Origin of the sequence: Pseudomonas sp. TH31, assembly GCF_016650815.1 — a bacterium.
GTDB lineage: Bacteria > Pseudomonadota > Gammaproteobacteria > Pseudomonadales > Pseudomonadaceae > Aquipseudomonas.
In genome coordinates this window covers 15357-32406 of sequence record NZ_JAEKEZ010000009.1, presented here as the reverse complement: position 1 = coordinate 32406, position 17050 = coordinate 15357, and the positions used below count along the sequence as shown (strand labels likewise).

Sequence of the window (17050 nt, the reverse complement as noted above, 5' to 3'; positions counted from 1 at the left end):
CACCTCACACCATTTCGTGCAGGATCCACTCGGTCACCGAAGTACGCTTCGGCGCCCAGCCCAGCAGTTCACGCGCATGCTTGCCGCGAACCCGGCTGTTCGAACCCAGGCCATAGTTGGTCATTTCATAACCCCACTCGGCTTCGGCGTCCTTGAGCGGCCAGTCTTGCGGCTCGCCGAGCTTCAAGGCCTGCGCCATTGCGGTGGTCATGTCGACGAACGAGGATTCACCGCTTTCGACGAAGTAGAACGTGCCCGCTACGTTTTTGCTCAGCGCCAGCAGGTACAGGGCAACCACGTCTTCAATGTGCACGTTGGACCAGATGTTCTGGCCCGTGCCGACGTGGCGGACCACCCCACTTTTGCGTGCCTGTTTGAGCAGGCGCGGCAATTGCACGCTGTCGCGCTTGACGCCCAGGCTGTGGCCGTAGATCAGGGTGTTGCAGATGACGGCGCAGTTCACTCCGTCCTTCGCGGCGGCGAGGATCAGGTTGTCGATGGCCACGCGTGCGGCTTTGTCGACAGTCGGCTCCGGCAGGTTGTCTTCGTAATAGATGACGTCGCTGGACTTACCGCCCGACGCATCACCGACGATGCTCGAACCGCTGGTGTGCAGGAACACTTTGTTGGAACCGCGCAGCGCATTGAGCAGTGCTTCTACCGCCGGACGATGGTCGCTGCTAGCGGCGTTGATCACGGCGTCGGCGGCGCGGGCCTGTTCGGCCAGCAGGGCGCTGTCATCCAGCGTGCCGATCACCGGGGTGATGCCCAGCGCGGTCAGTTCTTTGGCTTGCTCGGCGCTACGCACCAGGCCGGTCACTTTATGGCCGGCGCGGACCAGACCGGTGGCGATGGAGCCGCCGATAAAACCGGCGGCGCCGGTAACGAATACGTTCATGGAGAAACTCCCTGCGTGAATAAGTGATGCCACGAGTATCAAGGACCGATCCCGGTCGAAACAGTCCCGCTGGCCCAATTCACTCTTGCGCAGGGGTCACGAATCAGCCTTTGAACTCTGCGTTCGCGTAAACCGCCAACTTGCTTTGGATGAAGTCCAGGAAGCACTGAATCCGTAGGGCCAGTTGCGAGTTACGGTAGTACACCGCGTTGATCGGCTGGCGATAGCCGCTGTTGAAATCCGCCAGCACCACCTTCAGGCGCCCGGCGCGAATGTCTTCAATGGTCATGAAGTGCGACAGGCAGGCAATGCCCTGGCCTTCCAGCGCCAGTTGCCGCACGGTCTCGCCACTGGAGGCGTTGATGGCCGCGTTGATCGGCCAGCGGTCACCGTGTACATGGCGCAGCGGCCATTGGTTGAGGCCTTCGTTCTGGGTAAAACCGAGCAGCGCGTGGCCGTTGAGGTCGGCGACGGCGGCGGGTGTGCCGTGTTGCTCGAGGTACGCCGGGCTGGCGACAATGTGCAGCGGGCTGCAACCGAGTGAGCGGGCGTGCAAGGTCGAGTCGGCCAACGTGCCGATACGGATCGCGATGTCGGTGCTTTGTTCCAGCAGGTCAATGATCAGGTCGTTGCTGTTGAGTTCGAGCTGGATGTCCGGGTAGAGCCGGCGGAACTCGTCGATGTACGGCACGATGGCGTGCAGCATGAAGGGCGAGGCGGCGTTGATGCGCAGGCGCCCGGAGGGGGTTTGCTGGCGGGAATTGAGGCGCTCTTCGAGCTCGTCCATCTGATCGAGAATCAGCTTGGCGTGTTCGAAGAAATACTTGCCCTCCTCGGTCAGGTCCATGCGCCGGGTGGTACGGTTGATCAGCGTAGTGTCGAGCTTGGCTTCGAGCCGCGACAGCGTGCGACTGACTGCCGACGGCGTTTGCCCGACCTGCTCGGCCGCAGCCGAAATCGACCCGCATTCAATCACGCAGACGAAAATCTGCAATTCATCGGATCTGGCTTTCACGTGGGTCCTCTTTGCGAATCGGCGTGGCATGGATCGCCAAGATCGCAGCCTTCGGCAGCGCCTACAAGGAGAACCATCGGGTGTACGCAATCTGTAGGAGCTGCCGCAGGCTGCGATCTTTTCGGCCATTACGACGGCTACCAGCCGGAAAACTTATACAGACAGACCAAACACCTCAGTCAAATGCTGCTCATACCGCGCCATATCCCGCTCGATGTCCGGGCGTTTCATCACGTCCACGCACAGAAACGTCGGCAACCCGGTCATGCCAAGGAAGGTATTGGCCTTGTGGAACGGGAAGTACACCGCGTCCACGCCCTTGGCTTCAAAGAAGTCGGTCGGGTCGTCAAACGCTTGCTGCGGTGCGTTCCAGGTCAGGGACAACATGTATTGCTTGCCCTGCAACAAACCACCGCTGCCGTACTTTTGCGACGCATCGGAACGGGTGCGGCCGTCACTGGCGTAGAGGCTGCCGTGGCCTTCGGTGAAGACTTCGTCGATGTACTTCTTCACGGTCCACGGCGCGCCCATCCACCAGCCCGGCATCTGGTAAATGATCACGTCGGCCCAGACAAACTTGGCGACTTCTTCAGCGAGGTCGTAGCCCTCGTCGATGAAGGTGCTCTTCACATCCACGCCGCCGCGATCCAGCACGCCGAGCGCGGTGTCGTGCAGGGTGGCGTTATAGCGACCATCGGAGTGGGCGAACTTTTTGCCGCCGTTGAGCAGGAGGACTTTTTTCATGAGAGGTCTCGGAAGGCTGGAATTCGATGGCGGCAGAGTAACGACCCGCCTCGCGCGGAATAAGCGCCGGATTCACAAAATTCATTTGACCAAAACGCACGAATCAACAGGCGATTGTTGCCATAGACTTTCGCCGATTCTTAACTTGAGGAAGATTTTCGATGAATGATGTCCAAGGCTTCATCCTGCACGCCAAGACCCGCCCGGAAAAAGCCGAGGCCTTTGAAGCGCTGTTTCGCGCCTACGTCGAACCGAGCCGCGCCGAACCCGGTTGCATCGAGTACCACATGCTGCGCGACCAGCAGGACCCGACGCTGTTTATCTTCTACGAGATCTGGCAGTCCGGGCCCACCTGGACGTGCACTCGAACCTGCCGCACATGCAGCAGTTCCGTGATCAGCGCATGGACTACCTGGAGCAGGATTTCGACATCCGCCCGATCGACATGCTCAGCCCGTCATCGGCTAGCCGCTGACCAGCAAGTGGCCGCCGAGTAAGCCGAGGCCGATAAAGAACACTCGCTTGAACAACACGGCGCTGATCCGCTGACGCAACCATTGCCCGAGCAACATGCCGAGCACCGCCGGGATCAGCGCCAGCAACGAAGCGCTCAACTCGCCACCGCCGAGGGCGCCGCGCCAGAACAGGCCGGCGGCGAGCGCCAGGGTCGAGACGGTGAACGACAGCCCCAGCGCCTGCACCAGTTGATCTTTGTTTAGCGGCAGTGCCTGCAGATAGGGCACCGCCGGCATCACGAAAACGCCGGTCGCCGAGGTGATGACACCGGTCAGTACGCCGCACAAGGGTCCGAGCCAACGCTCGGTGCGACTGCCGACGCGCATCGTCGGTAGAAACAGGCCGCTCAAGGCGTAGATCAACAACGCCGCGCCCAATCCTCGTACCACCCAATGACCGCCAGCCATGCCGACCCACACGGTGCCGGCGCCGGTGCCGATGAAGATCGCCAGCAGCATCGGCCACAAGCGTTTGATCAGCCCTTGCAGGTGCCCGCCGAATGCCAGTTGCCAGATGTTGGTCAGGGTCGCGGGGATGATCAACAACGCCGCAGCCTGCGACGGCGCCATAGCCAGACCGAGCAGGCCCATGGCAATCGTCGGCAGGCCGAGGCCTATTACACCTTTGATCATCCCGGCGAGCAGGAAGGTGGCGATGACCAGCATGGACAGGGCCAGGCCGAGGTTTTGGTAGAACGTGGCGAGTGTCTTCATGGGGCTATGGTGGGCCCGGATGGCTGGGTTGGAAATCTGCCATATACTGAGGGTGCCTCTTGTTTTACGAGAGACTTGAAGAGTTCGTCACGGCCACTGGCGCCTTCGCGAGCAAGCCCGCTCCCACAGGGGATCTCTGCCTGGCGCAAATCCAATGTGGAAACGGGCTTGCTCGCGAAGAGGCCTGCCGGAACAACAAAAAACCTGAAGGTGTAGCGATGCACTTCGACCTGACCGACCTGCGCCTCTACTTGAACATCCTCGACACCGGCAACATCACCGCCGGCGCCGGCCGCAGTCACCTGTCCCTGGCCGCCGCCAGCGCACGCATCCGCGCCATGGAAGCTTCGCTGGGCATCGAGTTTCTACAACGCAATCGCCGTGGTGTCACGCCAACACCGGCCGGCAAAGCCCTGGCGCAGCACGCCAGGGTTCTGCTGCAACAGGCCGAACGCATGCAACAGGACCTCGCCGACTACGCCAAGGGCGTCAAAGGCCAGGTGCGGTTGTTGTGCAACACCACCGCGATCACCGAATACCTGCCGGAGCTGCTCGCGGACTTTCTGCGCGAGCACCCCAACCTCGACATCGACCTGCAGGAACTGCCCAGCGCCCGTATCACTCACGCCTTGCGCCAGGGCGCGGCGGACCTCGGTATCGTCTCCGATGCGGTAGACACCCACACCCTGGAAACCCTGCCCTTTCGCGATGACCCGCTGGTGCTGATCATGCCCCGCGACCATCCCCTGGCCGACGTCCAGACACCCGGTTTGAGCGACACCTTGTTTCACGATTACGTCGGGCTACCCGCCAACAGCGCATTGGCGGTGTACCTCGAAGAACAGGCGTTACACAGCGGTATCCGCATGCAAATCCGCATCCGCGCGCAAGGTTTCGACGGGGTGATTCGCATGGTCGCTCGCGGCGCAGGGCTGGCGATTGTGCCGCTGGCCGCGATCCAGCGCCGGGGCGTCGATCAATCGTTCAGAAGCGTTGCCCTGACAGACGACTGGGCACAGCGAAAGCTGCTGCTGTGCGCCCGCTCATTCAGCAGCCTGCCCGGTTATGCCAGCGCCTTGCTCGAGGCCTTGCTCTCGGTGTGAGGCAGGCTTGGCTTTTCTGAAAAAGAGGCCATAGACCAGCGAGAGAATCAGCAGGAACGGCACACCGAACACCAGCGTCATCTTGAACGCTTCGGTGAAGTAGGTGGTGATCATCACCGCCCCCATCAGCACCAGCCCCAACAAGGTGGTGTAGGGGAACAGGCGCATGCGAAACGACAGTTTTCGCTCACCGTTGCGCTCGTGATAGCGACGGAAGCAGTAGTGGGTCAGGAAGATCATGAACCAGGTGAAAATGGCGCCGAACATCGAGATCGCCATCATCAAGGTGAAGGCGCTTTCCGGGTACAGGAGGTTGAGCAAGGTGGCCAGGGCGATGCCCGAACTCGACAGCAACAAGGCATTCAGCGGGATCCCGCTTTTGCTCAACACGCCCATCGACTTTGGCGCATAACCGCCGCGCGAGAGGCTGAACATCATGCGCGTGGTGATGTAGAGCTGGCTGTTCATCGCCGACAATGCCGCGATCAGAATCACAAAATTCATCACCCCGGTAGCGCCGGGAATACCGATGGTTTGCATAACCGTCACGAACGGGCTTTGAGCGTGACCGGCCTGAACCCACGGCACGATGGCCAACATCAGCGCCAGCGTCAGCAGGTAAAACACCACCAGGCGCACGATGGTCGCGCGAAAAGCCTTCTTCACCGCCTGCTCCGGATCCTGCGCTTCACCCGCCGCCACCGCGATCATTTCCACGCTCAGGTAGCTGAAGATGGAAACGATCACCGCGATCCACATGCCTTGCAGGCCATTGGGGAAGAAGCCGCCGTGGGTGGTGTAGTTGTGGACGCCGTACGCCGGGTTGCCAGACCCGAATACCACATACACCGCGAGAATGATAAAGCCGACAATCGCGCCGATCTTGATGGTCGAGAACCAATACTCGAAGGTGCCGAAGGTCTTCACGCTGATCGCGTTGAGTACGATCAGGATGCTGGAGAACGAGACGATCCAGATCCATTCCGGCACGTTGGCAAACCAGTACTTCATGTACATCGCCACCGCCGTCACTTCCGTGCCGACCGCCAGCACAATCGCGGCCCAATAGGCATAGCGCACCAGAAACCCGGCCAACGGGCTGACATAGAATTCGGCATAGGCACCAAACGAACCCGAGGTCGAATGGGCCACGGTCATTTCAGCCAGGCACCCCATCAACAGCAAGGTGATGACGGCACCAATGGCGTAGCTCAGCAGCACGCTCGGCCCGGCATAACCAATGGCGTAGGCACTGCCCATAAACAGCCCGGTGCCAATCGCACCACCGATGGCGATCATGCTCATCTGGCCCGAAGTCAGTTGGCGCCGCAGGCCCTGTTCACGTTTGGATATGCTTTCAAAACCGGTGTTGTCGGTCATTTTTCCAGCCTCTTAATATTGTTTTTCTTGAGGAGAGCACGTCGCGCGAAAGCAGGCCGGATGTATCAGGTCACGCTGTGGCGGACCTGGAATTGCGCTTGCGACCAGGTTTTCTGATCAAGGATTTCGCCGAGGATCTGCACCGCCTCCCAGACCTCGGTAAAGGTTGTGTACAGCGGGGTAAAACCGAAGCGCATGATCTGCGGCTCACGGTAGTCACCGATCACACCACGGGCGATCAGGGCCTGAATAACCGCATAACCTTCGGGATGTTCGAAGCTGACATGGCTGCCACGCCTGGCATGTTCGCGCGGGGTGATCAGGGTCAGTTCGTGGGCGGCGCAGCGCTGCTCGACCCGTTCGATAAACAGGTCGGTCAGGGCCAGGGATTTGCGGCGCAGGCTGGCCATGTCGGTCTGGGCGAAAATATCCAGACCGCATTCGACCATCGCCAATGAGGTGATCGGTTGCGTGCCGCACAAGTAGCGAGCGATACCGCTGCTCGGCTCGTAGCCCGGCTCCATGGCGAACTGTCGCGAATGCCCGAACCAGCCAGACAACGGCTGCGCCACCAGATCACACAAGTCAGGCGAGACCCAGACAAAGGCCTGCGAACCGGGACCGCCATTGAGGTACTTGTAGGTGCAGCCGATTGCGTAATCGGCACGCGCCTGATGCAGGTCGACCGGGACCGCGCCAGCCGAATGCGCCAGGTCCCAAATGGCCAGCGCGCCACATTCGTGGGTCAGCGTGGTCAAGGCCTGCATGTCGTGCATGTAGCCGGTTTTGTAGTTGACGTGGGTGAGCATGACCACGGCGGTGTCCTGGTCAATCGCTTGCGGCAACTCTTCCGGGCTATCGACCAGGCGCAAGGTGTAACCCTGCTGCAGCATGTCTGCCAGACCTTCGGCGATGTACAGGTCGGTGGGGAAATTGCCGGTTTCGGTAACGATCACCCGCCGCGTCGGCGACCGGCTGGCCTGCACCCGCAAAGCGGCGCTGAGCACCTTGAACAGGTTGATCGAGGTCGTGTCGGTGACCACCACTTCACCCTCACGCGCACCAATCAGCCCGGCCAATCGATTGCCCAGATGTTCGCTGAGGTCGCGCCAGCCAGCGCTGTTCCAGCTGCGAATCAGGCCATTGCCCCATTCCTCGGCGATCACCTCTTGAGCACGCGCCAAAGCGGCGACCGGCCGTGCCCCCAGCGAGTTGCCGTCGAGATAAATCACCCCTTCGGGCAGTGCAAATCGCTGACGCAGTGGTGCGAGAGCGTCCTGGGCATCAAGCGCCAGGCAATCGTTTCTTGTCGTCATCGGGTGTCCTGTTTTTTTCAAGGATGTGCCGTCCGGGCAGATCGCGATAATCGAGTCGGGGAAGGTGCCCAGTGCCATTTTTCAGGGGGGTTCTGCTCCTTCTCGGTGGAGAAATAATGAACGAAGCTTTGGAGAATTTTCGTGCAAAGTAACCAGCCATATAGTAGTTATCTCGCAGGAAATTCGAATCAAACCCCAATAAACGCGGATTTATTCAATCATGATTCTCGACGCGACAGACCTGCGAATCCTGCATTACCTGCAACAGGATGGCCGTATCAGTAACCAGGAATTGGCGGAGAAAGTAGCCCTCTCGCCGTCGGCCTGTTTACGCCGTTTGCGCCTGCTGGAAAGTGAGGGAATCATCACCGGTTATCGCGCGGTACTGAGTGCCGAACGGCTGGGAATCGAGCTCGAAGCCATCGTCCATGTGTCGTTGCGACAGGACGTCGAGGACTGGCATGAGACCTTCATCAAGAAGGTCCAGTTGTGGCCCGAAGTCGTCACCGCTTATGTGATTACCGGGGCGAGCAACTATGTGTTGCGGGTCCAGGCACGCAACCTCAAACACTTCTCTGATTTCATCGTCAATCAGTTGAACCGCACCGCCGGCGTCACCGATATCCGCTCTGAAATCGTCCTGCAGAAAATCAAGGAACGTGAGGAGTTGCTGGATTTGGTGGTGCGCAAATAAGGTCCACACGCGATGCGTAGCAGCTGGCGTAGCCTGCGTTCGGCTGCGCAGCAGTCGTTAAATCAGACGGCGCGGTGCATCAGGAAGACCTTGCATTCAGGGTTTACGACTGCTTCGCAGTCGAACGCAGGCTTCGCCAGCTGCTACAAAAGAGCGCATTCGCTCGGGATCTTCTTAACTGCTGCGCCCTAGAAACCGCGCATGCGGCGGGCTTCATTACGCTGCAAGGTCATGCTCGGGGATTCGTCGAACAACTTGCGGTACTCGACAGAAAAACGCCCGAGGTGCGTGAAGCCCCAGCTCAGGGCGATCTCGGAAATATTGCGCGCCGAACCATGCTCAAGAATGTCCTGGCGCACGGCGTTCAAGCGGTATTTTTTCAGGTAAACCATTGGCGACAGTGCGAAGTACTTCTTGAAGGCCTCGAACAACTTGAAGCGTGAAACCCCGGTCGCGGCTTCGATGTCCTCAAGGTGCAGCGCTTCCCGGGCGTTGGCGTGGATGTATTGCCGGGCAATGATCAGATAGTGCGGCAACTTCACGCCCAACACGCTCCTCAGTTCTTCGGAGTAATTGTTCGGCTGAGCGAGGATCAAGCCTTTGATCAATGAACTCTCGATATCCCGGGTGAACGCCACCTGCTCATACAGCTCGCTGCTGCGCTCCAGCTCGGCGATGAAATACCGCGCCATCCGCCACCACGAGGCCGATGCGCCGTCGACCGCGTCCATCACCGACTCGAACCGCAACGGCGCCTCCAGCGGTCGCTGCAACAGGCCCTCCAGCGACTCACTCATGGCGGCGCGAGTGATGACCACCTGGACTTTGCGGCAATCGCCGGAGATCGCCAGTACCTGGTTTTCATTCGGTGAAATGATCACGCCTTGATCGCGGTTGGACTTCAATACGCTGCCGTTCTTGCTCAACTCCTGCTCGCCCACCAGCGGCAAACTCAAGCTGTAGCTGCTGAAGTGTTCGGCGTCTTCGATGTCGACGGTGACATCGGTGCCGTATTCGATCGTGCCCAACGTGGTGGCCATCGACTTGAATACATTGGCGCTGTGATGAAAGCGAATGCGCTCGGGGGTCGCAGTCACGAGACGATGCGGCCCACAGATGCCGGACATCCAGTTCCTCGCACCCTCAAGGTCAAAACGATCAATACGAATGTCGCGAAACTGCGGATCAGTTTTGCTATTCATCACGGTGCACTCACGGCCATTTTCTTCAGCGCGCTCTAACGGCGCGTAGTCGGCTTGAAAACAGCAAGTTCCAAGCCACAAAACCGCCCGTCCAACCCAGTGGATAGCAATCACCGACTAAGTGGATAGAGCAGTCGCGTTAAACCTTGGGCGCATCCTCGTACAGCACACCCGCCCCACAAAACAGTACCTGAATGCTGCAAACAGGTGCGGCCGTTTATCGCTTGGTGCGGGATTTGGGTAGGCGCTGCACGATTGATACGCCGGCCTGTTACCCGGCGCGCACGATCTTTTAGGCCCGCCACTGCCTAATGCCGATCAGTTAAGAAGATTTCGGGCGAAATGCGCACTTTTGTAGCAGCTGGCGGAGCCTGCGTTCGGCTGCGAAGCAGTCGTAAACCCTGAGCATGCGGTCTTTCTGGAACACCGCGTGGCCGGATTTCACGACTGCTTCGCAGCCGAACGCAGGCTTCGCCAGCTGCTACAGAATCGAGTGTCGGCTTAACTGATCGGCATTACCCGCCACTGCCCGCCAATTTTATGGACTGCCTTCGCCGACAAACCGGATAGACCCCGCCCCTCCCCACTCCCTCTAATGAGCACAACCGATTGCCCCGAACAAAAAAGGTACAGACCCATGAGTGGCGAAAAAACCTCGAGCAGTGGAAAGCGTTTATTGAAGGCTGCCTGGACTTCCGTCCGATAGACGGCGTATTCCGGATCGCCCGGGATATTTTCACCGAGCCGCAGTTGTTCGACCTGGAGATGGAGCTGATCTTCGAAAAGAACTGGATTTACGCCTGCCATGAAAGCGAGCTGGCCAACAATCACGACTTCGTGACGATGCGCGCCGGCCGCCAGCCCATGATCATTACCCGCGACGGCGACGGCCAGCTCAATGCCCTGATCAACGCCTGCCAACATCGTGGCACGACGCTGACCCGCGTCGGCAAGGGCAACCAGTCGACCTTCACCTGCCCGTTCCATGCGTGGTGCTACAAAAGCGACGGCCGCCTGGTGAAGGTCAAGGCGCCCGGCGAATACCCCGAAGGTTTCGACAAGGCCACCCGCGGCCTGAAAAAAGCGCGCATCCAGAGCTACAGGGGTTTTGTGTTTATCAGCCTGGATGTACACGCCGATAACAGCCTCGAAGACTTCCTCGGCGACGCCAAGGTGTTCTTCGACATGATGGTTGCCCAGTCGCCGACCGGTGAGCTGGAGGTGTTGCCCGGCAAGTCGGCGTACACCTACGACGGCAACTGGAAACTGCAGAATGAAAACGGCCTGGACGGCTATCACGTCAGCACCGTCCACTATAACTACGTGGCCACCGTGCAGCACCGCCAGCAGGTCGACACCGAGAATGGCACCCGCTCCAGCGGCACGCTGGACTACAGCAAGCTCGGCGCCGGCGACGCCAACACCGATGACGGCTGGTTCGCGTTCAACAATGGTCACAGCCTGTTATTCAGTGACATGCCGAACCCTGCGGTGCGCTCCGGCTACGCCACGATCATGCCGCGCCTGATCGAAGAGCACGGCCAGGAAAAAGCCGAATGGATGATGCATCGGCTGCGCAACCTGAACATCTATCCGAGCCTGTTTTTCCTCGATCAGATCAGCTCGCAATTGCGCATCATCCGCCCGCTGGCCTGGAACAAAACCGAGATCATCAGCCAGTGCCTGGGGGTTAAAAACGAGTCGGACGCCGATCGGGAAAACCGCATTCGTCAGTTCGAAGACTTCTTCAACGTCTCGGGCCTGGGCACACCGGATGACCTGGTGGAGTTTCGCGAAGCCCAGCGCGGTTTCCAGGCACGCCTGGAACGCTGGAGCGATATTTCCCGCGGCAGCCACCGCTGGGAAACCGGTGCCACGCCCAACAGCGAGTCCATCGGCATCGCACCGGCCATGACCGGCACCGAATTCACCCACGAAGGGCTTTACGTCAACCAGCACAGCAACTGGCAGAAATTCCTGCTCGATGGCCTGGAAGCGAAATCCCTGAAACTGCGTGAGGTGTGAACATGAATGCGCAATTGCAGTACCAGATCGAGCAGTTTTTCTACCGCAAATCCGAACTGTGCGATGCCCGGGAGTGGGACGCCTATATCAACCTGTTCGACGAGCAGAGTGAATTTCACCTGCCGCAATGGGACTCGGAACACGTCTACACCCGCGACCCGAAACGCGAAATGTCGCTGATCTACTACCCCAACCGTTCGGGGCTGGAAGACCGGGTATTCCGCCTGCGTACCGGTAAATCCGCCTCATCGACGCCGATGCCGCGCACCTCGCACCTGATCAACAACGTGCGGATCAGCGAACTCGACGGCGCAGAGCTGGAAGTGCGCCTGAACTGGCACACCCTGTTCTATCGCCTGGCCACGTCCGAACAGTTTTACGGCCGCGCGACCTATCACCTCAAGCCCCACGCAGACAGCTGGCTGATCACTCGCAAGCATGTGCTGCTGCTCAACGACACCATCAATTCGGTGCTCGATTTCTATCACCTCTGAAACCATGGAGACCGGGGCATGAACCATAAGGTCGCGTTCAGCTTTGCCGACGGCAAAACGCTGTTCTTTCCCGTACAAGCCAACGAAATACTGCTCGACGCCGCCCTGCGCAATGGCATCAACATTCCCCTGGATTGCCGCGAAGGTGTCTGCGGAACCTGCCAGGGTCGCTGCGACTCGGGTGACTACAGCCAGGATTACGTCGACGAGGAAGCCCTCTGCGCCCAAGACTTGCTGCAACGCAAAATGCTTTCCTGCCAGACCCGGGTCAAATCCGACGCAGCGTTCTATTTCGACTTTGCTTCAAGCCTGTGCAACGCATCGGGTCCTGAGCCTCTCAGCGGCACAGTCACTGAAGTCCGACAGGTGTCGGCCAGTACCGCGATCCTGCATCTGGACCTTGGCCCGACAGGCCAACTGGATTTCCTGCCGGGGCAATACGCCAGGCTGCTGATCCCGGGCACTCAAAGCAAGCGTTCCTATTCGTTCGCCAACCGACCGAGCAGCAGCAATCAACTGCAATTCCTGATTCGACTGTTACCCGACGGCATGATGAGCAACTACATCCGTGAACGCTGCCAGGTGGGCGACAAAATCGGGCTGGAGGCACCGCTGGGCGCCTTCTATCTTCGTCACGTTGCCAAGCCCCTGATCCTGGTGGCGGGCGGTACCGGGCTTTCCGCGCTGCTGGGCATGCTCGACGAATTGGCCGAGCGTGGGTGCCCGCAACCGGTGCATTTGTACTACGGCGTGCGGGACGCTGCCGACCTGTGCGAACGAGCACGCATCGAGGCCTATGCCGAGCGCATTCCAGGGTTTCGCTACACTGAAGTGGTGAGTGATCCGTCGCCGCAGTGGACAGGAAAACGCGGCTACATTGCCGAACATTTCGATATCAGTGAACTCCACGACGCACCTGCCGATATGTATGTCTGCGGACCACCGCCGATGGTCGAATCGATCAAGAGCTGGCTGCAATCCCAGGCCCTGGACAGCGTTCATCTGTATTACGAAAAGTTCACCGAGAGTAATATCTGACGCTTCACATCAGACCTGACAACAATAATCAAAAGGGAACGAGATGGCGGATGAAATCTTGCAACAGGGCGAGCTCAAACGAGGATTGAAAAATCGCCATATTCAACTGATCGCCCTGGGCGGAGCGATTGGTACCGGGCTGTTCCTCGGTTCGGCCGGCGTACTCAAGTCCGCAGGGCCGTCAATGATTCTTGGCTACGCGATTGCCGGGTTCATCGCCTTCCTGATCATGCGCCAGCTGGGGGAGATGATCGTCGAGGAGCCGGTTGCCGGTTCTTTCAGTCACTTCGCCCACAAATACTGGGGCGGTTATGCCGGATTCCTGTCCGGCTGGAACTACTGGGTGCTGTATGTGCTGGTCGGCATGGCAGAGCTGACGGCCGTCGGCAAATACGTGCAGTTCTGGTGGCCGGAAATTCCCACCTGGGTCAGCGCGGCGGTGTTCTTCGTGCTGGTCAACCTGATCAATACGCTGAACGTCAAAGTCTTCGGCGAGATGGAGTTCTGGTTTGCGATCATCAAGGTCGTGGCCATCATCGGCATGATCGTTCTGGGTTGCTACATGCTGTTCAGCGGCTCGGGCGGCCCCCAGGCTTCGGTCAGCAATCTATGGAGCCACGGCGGTTTTTCCCCAATGGCACCACCGGCTTGCTGATGTCGATGGCGTTCATCATGTTCTCCTTCGGTGGCCTGGAACTGGTCGGCATCACCGCGGCGGAAGCCAGCGAACCGAGGAAAGTCATCCCCAAAGCGATCAACCAGGTGGTTTATCGGGTGTTGATCTTCTACGTCGGCGCTCTCACCGTACTGCTTTCGCTGTACCCATGGGATCAACTGCTGCAGACCCTCGGCGCGTCCGGCGATACTTACAGCGGCAGCCCGTTCGTGCAGATTTTCTCGCTGATCGGCAGTGATACGGCGGCACAAATCCTCAACTTCGTGGTGCTCACAGCGGCGCTGTCGGTCTACAACAGCGGCGTCTACTGCAACAGCCGTATGCTCTACGGCCTGGCCGAACAGGGCGATGCACCGAAGTCGCTGATGAAGCTGAACAAACAGGGCGTGCCGTTGCGCGCGCTGGGCCTATCGGCGCTGATCACGATGTTGTCGGTGCTGGTCAACTATCTCGCCCCGCATGAAGCGCTGGAGCTGCTGTTCGCCCTGGTGGTCGCCTCGCTGATGATCAACTGGACACTGATCAGCCTGACCCACCTGAAGTTTCGCAAGGTCATGGGCCAGCAAGGCATCGTGCCGGGCTTCAAGTCGTTCTGGTTTCCCTTCAGCAACTACCTGTGCCTGGCGTTCATGGCCATGATCATCTGCGTGATGTGGATGATCCCTGGCATACGCGCCTCGGTCTTCGCGATACCGGTGTGGGTGTTGATCATCTACGTTTTCTACCGGGTGCGGGTGGCGCGGGAGCGTGGGTTGCCAGCCGTTCAGTAGCGTCAGGCCCGAAAAGATCGCAGCCTGCGGCAGCTCCTACGGGGATCGGGTCTGCACCGAAAATCTTTGGCGATCACCCAAAAAAATGCCCCGGATTCAATGAATGCCGGGGCTTTTTTGTCTGTGTCGGATCAGAGCGTCGAGCGTACGCGCCACAACTCCGGGAACAGCACGGTATCGAGCATCTTGCGCAAGTAACCCACCCCTTCCGTGCCGCCGGTGCCCGGCTGGAAACCGATGATCCGCTCAACGGTGGTGACATGCCGGAAGCGCCATTGGCGGAACGAGTCCTCGAGGTCGATGAGCTTTTCGGCCAGTTGATAGAGATCCCAGTAACGCGACGGGTCGGTGTAGACCTCGCGCCAGGCAGCCTCGACCGAGGCGTCATGCTGCGTCGCGCTGCTCGGGTCACGCTCGAAGCGCTGCGGGTCAATCTGCAGGCCGGCGCTGGCCATCAAACGAATCGCTTCGTCATACAGCGACGGGGTGGCGATCGCCTTTTCGAGTTCCTGCAACAGCTCCGGACGATGGGCATGGGGGCGTAACAGGGTCGCGCTTTTGTTGCCCAGAATGAACTCGATCTCACGGTACTGAAACGATTGAAAGCCCGAGGACTGCCCCAAAAATGGCCGAATCGAGTGGTACTCGGTCGGGGTCATGGTGGCCAGCACCGTCCAGGCATGCACCAGTTGATCAAAAATCCGCGAAACCCGCGCCAGCATCTTGAAGGCCGGCGGCAATTCGCCCAGGCGCAGGTGTTCGCGGGCAGCCTTGAGCTCGTGCAACATCAGCTTCATCCACAGCTCGGAAGTCTGGTGCTGGATGATGAACAGCATCTCGTTATGGTCCGGCGACAACGGGTGCTGGGCACTGAGAATGCGCCCAAGATCCAGGTAGTCGCCATAGCTCATGGAATCGGAAAAATTCAGCTCGGCGTCATGCCATTCTTCTGGCGGGTGACCTGATGAATACGGACATTGGCTCATTGTGCAGGCTCCTCACATGGCGGTGTATTGAGTGGACGCAAAATGGCCCGGACCGGGCTGGCGTCGAGATGGGCAAAGCGCAGCGGCAGGGCAATCAGTTCGTAGTCCCCTTCCGGTACCTCATCGAGCACGATGCCTTCCAGGATCGCCATGCCATGGCGGGCCACCGCATTGTGCGAATCCATGGTCTTGGATTGCTGCGGGTCCAGCGAAGGCGTATCGATGCCGATCAAGCGCACTCCGAGGCTGGCCAGCAAGTCGACGGTTTCCCTGGCGACCGCGGTGAAATCCGCATCCCAGGTCGTCTGCGGCGCCTGGCGATAGGTGCGCAACAGGACACGTTCGGGCAGATCGTCCAAACGCCCCGTCAGTTGTTCAGGATGCACCAGTGGGCCGCTGTCCAGGCAATGCAATACCCGGCAAGGCCCCATGTAAACGTCCAGCGACACCTCGCCAATCGGCGCACCATCAGCGCTGTAGTGCAGCGGTGCGTCGACATGGGCGCCCGTGTGAGGCGACAGGGTAATGCGCCCGACATTCACCGGGCACTCGGGCCCGAAGGTCCAGACGCGCGCTTCCTGAAACGGCGTATCACCCGGCCAGGTCGGTGTTGCCGCGCTCAAGGGCGGGCTGATGTCCCACCACGATCTTGTTTTTTTCATTGCAAACTCTCGGCATGTCCGAAATGAATGATACGAGTGATACCGGTGAATATTCTTGCGAAAACCTTCGAAAACGCCGGGTTATTTCGCAGGAACTGCCAGGATCCAGGGCTTTATCGAGAGGACATTTCAACGGGAAAAAACAGATCGCTCAAACGCCACTCTCATCCGCCGAGCGTTGCGTGGACTGATAAGGGTCGCTGCGTTTCTGGATAGCTCAGTGTCGAGTACAGACAACTGATACCGGGCCAAGCCCTATAGGGTGGCGACTTCGTTCTTCTGCTTATGTCTGGAGTTCACATGTCCACACCTATCACCGTTCTTCGCGACACCCACCCGCTGCCGGTGCTCGACGCCTGCAAATGGGAAAAACTCGAAGGCGACCCGCACACCGTCAACCTCAACGCCTACACCAGCGAAGACGGCAGCAAGATCATGGGCACCTGGATCTGCACGCCAGGCAAGTGGTACGTGGAATACGTGAAGTGGGAATACTGCGATTTCCGCGAGGGCTACTGCATCATCACCCCGGAAGGGAAAGCGCCGATTCATCTGCGCGCCGGGGACATCTTTGTCATCGAGCCGGGGATGAAAGGCACGTGGGAAGTGGTTGAGACCGTGCGTAAGTATTTTGTGTTTGCCTGATAAAGCAAAAGATCGCAGCCTGCGGCAGCTCCTACAGGGTGTACACATTCCCATGTAGGAGCTGCCGAAGGTTCGGGCCGCGTTCGGACGATCTTTTCATTTCGCCTGAATAAAAAACCGGGAAGCCGACCGACGCGGATTCCCGGAGAAAAATCGTATTGTGTTGCCTGTCA

Annotated in this window: 15 protein-coding genes and 2 pseudogenes; 8 read left to right on the top strand and 9 right to left on the bottom strand. The window is 59.3% G+C overall.

Going from position 1 to position 17050, the window contains the following annotated elements; all coding sequences use genetic code 11:
* Positions 1 to 4: 4 nt before the first annotated feature.
* From JFV26_RS06645 to JFV26_RS06635, 3 genes are all read right to left on the bottom strand, one after another.
* The gene (locus JFV26_RS06645; protein ID WP_201190803.1) at positions 5 to 898 is read right to left on the bottom strand and encodes an NAD-dependent epimerase/dehydratase family protein; all 894 of its coding nucleotides are present in this window, start codon (positions 896 to 898) and stop codon (positions 5 to 7) included.
* A 103-nt stretch (positions 899 to 1001) separates the two neighbouring features.
* Positions 1002 to 1913 carry a LysR substrate-binding domain-containing protein gene (locus tag JFV26_RS06640; protein ID WP_201190801.1) on the bottom strand — a complete coding sequence of 304 codons (912 nt, stop codon included), beginning with the start codon at positions 1911 to 1913 and terminating at the stop codon, positions 1002 to 1004.
* Between the two features lie 153 nt (positions 1914 to 2066).
* Entirely contained in the window at positions 2067 to 2657 is a 591-nt protein-coding gene (locus tag JFV26_RS06635; protein ID WP_201190799.1) for an NAD(P)H-dependent oxidoreductase, read from the bottom strand.
* 161 nt (positions 2658 to 2818) lie between these two features.
* On the opposite strand from JFV26_RS06635, the pseudogene JFV26_RS06630 reads away from it, so the two are divergent.
* Positions 2819 to 3132 (top strand): annotated as a pseudogene (locus JFV26_RS06630) (putative quinol monooxygenase).
* Here the strand turns inward: JFV26_RS06630 and JFV26_RS06625 are convergent.
* Entirely contained in the window at positions 3122 to 3886 is a 765-nt protein-coding gene (locus JFV26_RS06625; protein ID WP_201190797.1) for a sulfite exporter TauE/SafE family protein, read from the bottom strand. The pseudogene JFV26_RS06630 and the gene JFV26_RS06625 overlap by 11 nt on opposite strands.
* Positions 3887 to 4104: 218 nt before the next feature.
* Between JFV26_RS06625 and JFV26_RS06620 the strand changes: the two genes are divergently transcribed.
* A complete protein-coding gene (locus tag JFV26_RS06620) occupies positions 4105 to 4989 on the top strand; it encodes a LysR family transcriptional regulator (protein ID WP_201190795.1) in 885 nt (294 codons plus the stop codon).
* On the opposite strand, the gene JFV26_RS06615 is transcribed toward JFV26_RS06620, so the two are convergent.
* Positions 4930 to 6369, bottom strand: coding sequence for an amino acid permease (locus JFV26_RS06615; RefSeq protein WP_201190793.1), 1440 nt, complete (start codon positions 6367 to 6369; stop codon positions 4930 to 4932). The two genes, JFV26_RS06620 and JFV26_RS06615, sit on opposite strands and share 60 nt — an antisense overlap.
* Positions 6370 to 6434: 65 nt before the next feature.
* A complete protein-coding gene (kynU, locus tag JFV26_RS06610) occupies positions 6435 to 7685 on the bottom strand; it encodes a kynureninase (RefSeq protein WP_201190791.1) in 1251 nt (416 codons plus the stop codon).
* A 220-nt stretch (positions 7686 to 7905) separates the two neighbouring features.
* Between kynU and JFV26_RS06605 the strand changes: the two genes are divergently transcribed.
* Positions 7906 to 8379: an Lrp/AsnC family transcriptional regulator gene (locus JFV26_RS06605; protein ID WP_201190789.1), complete on the top strand. Its 474-nt coding sequence runs from the start codon at positions 7906 to 7908 to the stop codon at positions 8377 to 8379.
* A gap of 188 nt (positions 8380 to 8567) precedes the next feature.
* Here JFV26_RS06605 and JFV26_RS06600 read toward each other — a convergent pair whose 3' ends face one another.
* Positions 8568 to 9581: an AraC family transcriptional regulator gene (locus JFV26_RS06600; protein WP_201190787.1), complete on the bottom strand. Its 1014-nt coding sequence runs from the start codon at positions 9579 to 9581 to the stop codon at positions 8568 to 8570.
* 609 nt (positions 9582 to 10190) lie between these two features.
* Between JFV26_RS06600 and antA the strand changes: the two genes are divergently transcribed.
* From antA to JFV26_RS06580, 4 genes and pseudogenes are all read left to right on the top strand, one after another.
* Complete coding sequence (gene antA, locus JFV26_RS06595; RefSeq protein ID WP_201190785.1) at positions 10191 to 11606, top strand: anthranilate 1,2-dioxygenase large subunit; 1416 nt, start codon at positions 10191 to 10193, stop codon at positions 11604 to 11606.
* Between the two features lie 2 nt (positions 11607 to 11608).
* Positions 11609 to 12100: an anthranilate 1,2-dioxygenase small subunit gene (gene antB / locus JFV26_RS06590; protein WP_201190783.1), complete on the top strand. Its 492-nt coding sequence runs from the start codon at positions 11609 to 11611 to the stop codon at positions 12098 to 12100.
* A gap of 18 nt (positions 12101 to 12118) precedes the next feature.
* Entirely contained in the window at positions 12119 to 13138 is a 1020-nt protein-coding gene (antC, locus tag JFV26_RS06585) for an anthranilate 1,2-dioxygenase electron transfer component AntC (RefSeq protein WP_201190782.1), read from the top strand.
* Positions 13139 to 13181: 43 nt separating this feature from the next.
* A pseudogene (locus tag JFV26_RS06580) lies at positions 13182 to 14584 on the top strand (amino acid permease).
* Between the two features lie 131 nt (positions 14585 to 14715).
* Here the strand turns inward: JFV26_RS06580 and kynA are convergent.
* Together kynA and kynB are read right to left on the bottom strand one after the other, a co-directional pair.
* A complete protein-coding gene (gene kynA, locus JFV26_RS06575; protein WP_201190780.1) occupies positions 14716 to 15570 on the bottom strand; it encodes a tryptophan 2,3-dioxygenase in 855 nt (284 codons plus the stop codon).
* On the bottom strand, positions 15567 to 16232 hold the full coding sequence (kynB, locus tag JFV26_RS06570; protein ID WP_201190778.1) for an arylformamidase: 666 nt from the start codon (positions 16230 to 16232) through the stop codon (positions 15567 to 15569). Before kynB ends, kynA begins: the two co-directional genes overlap by 4 nt.
* 300 nt (positions 16233 to 16532) lie before the next feature.
* Between kynB and JFV26_RS06565 the strand changes: the two genes are divergently transcribed.
* A complete protein-coding gene (locus JFV26_RS06565; protein WP_201190776.1) occupies positions 16533 to 16877 on the top strand; it encodes a cupin domain-containing protein in 345 nt (114 codons plus the stop codon).
* Positions 16878 to 17050: the final 173 nt, after the last annotated feature.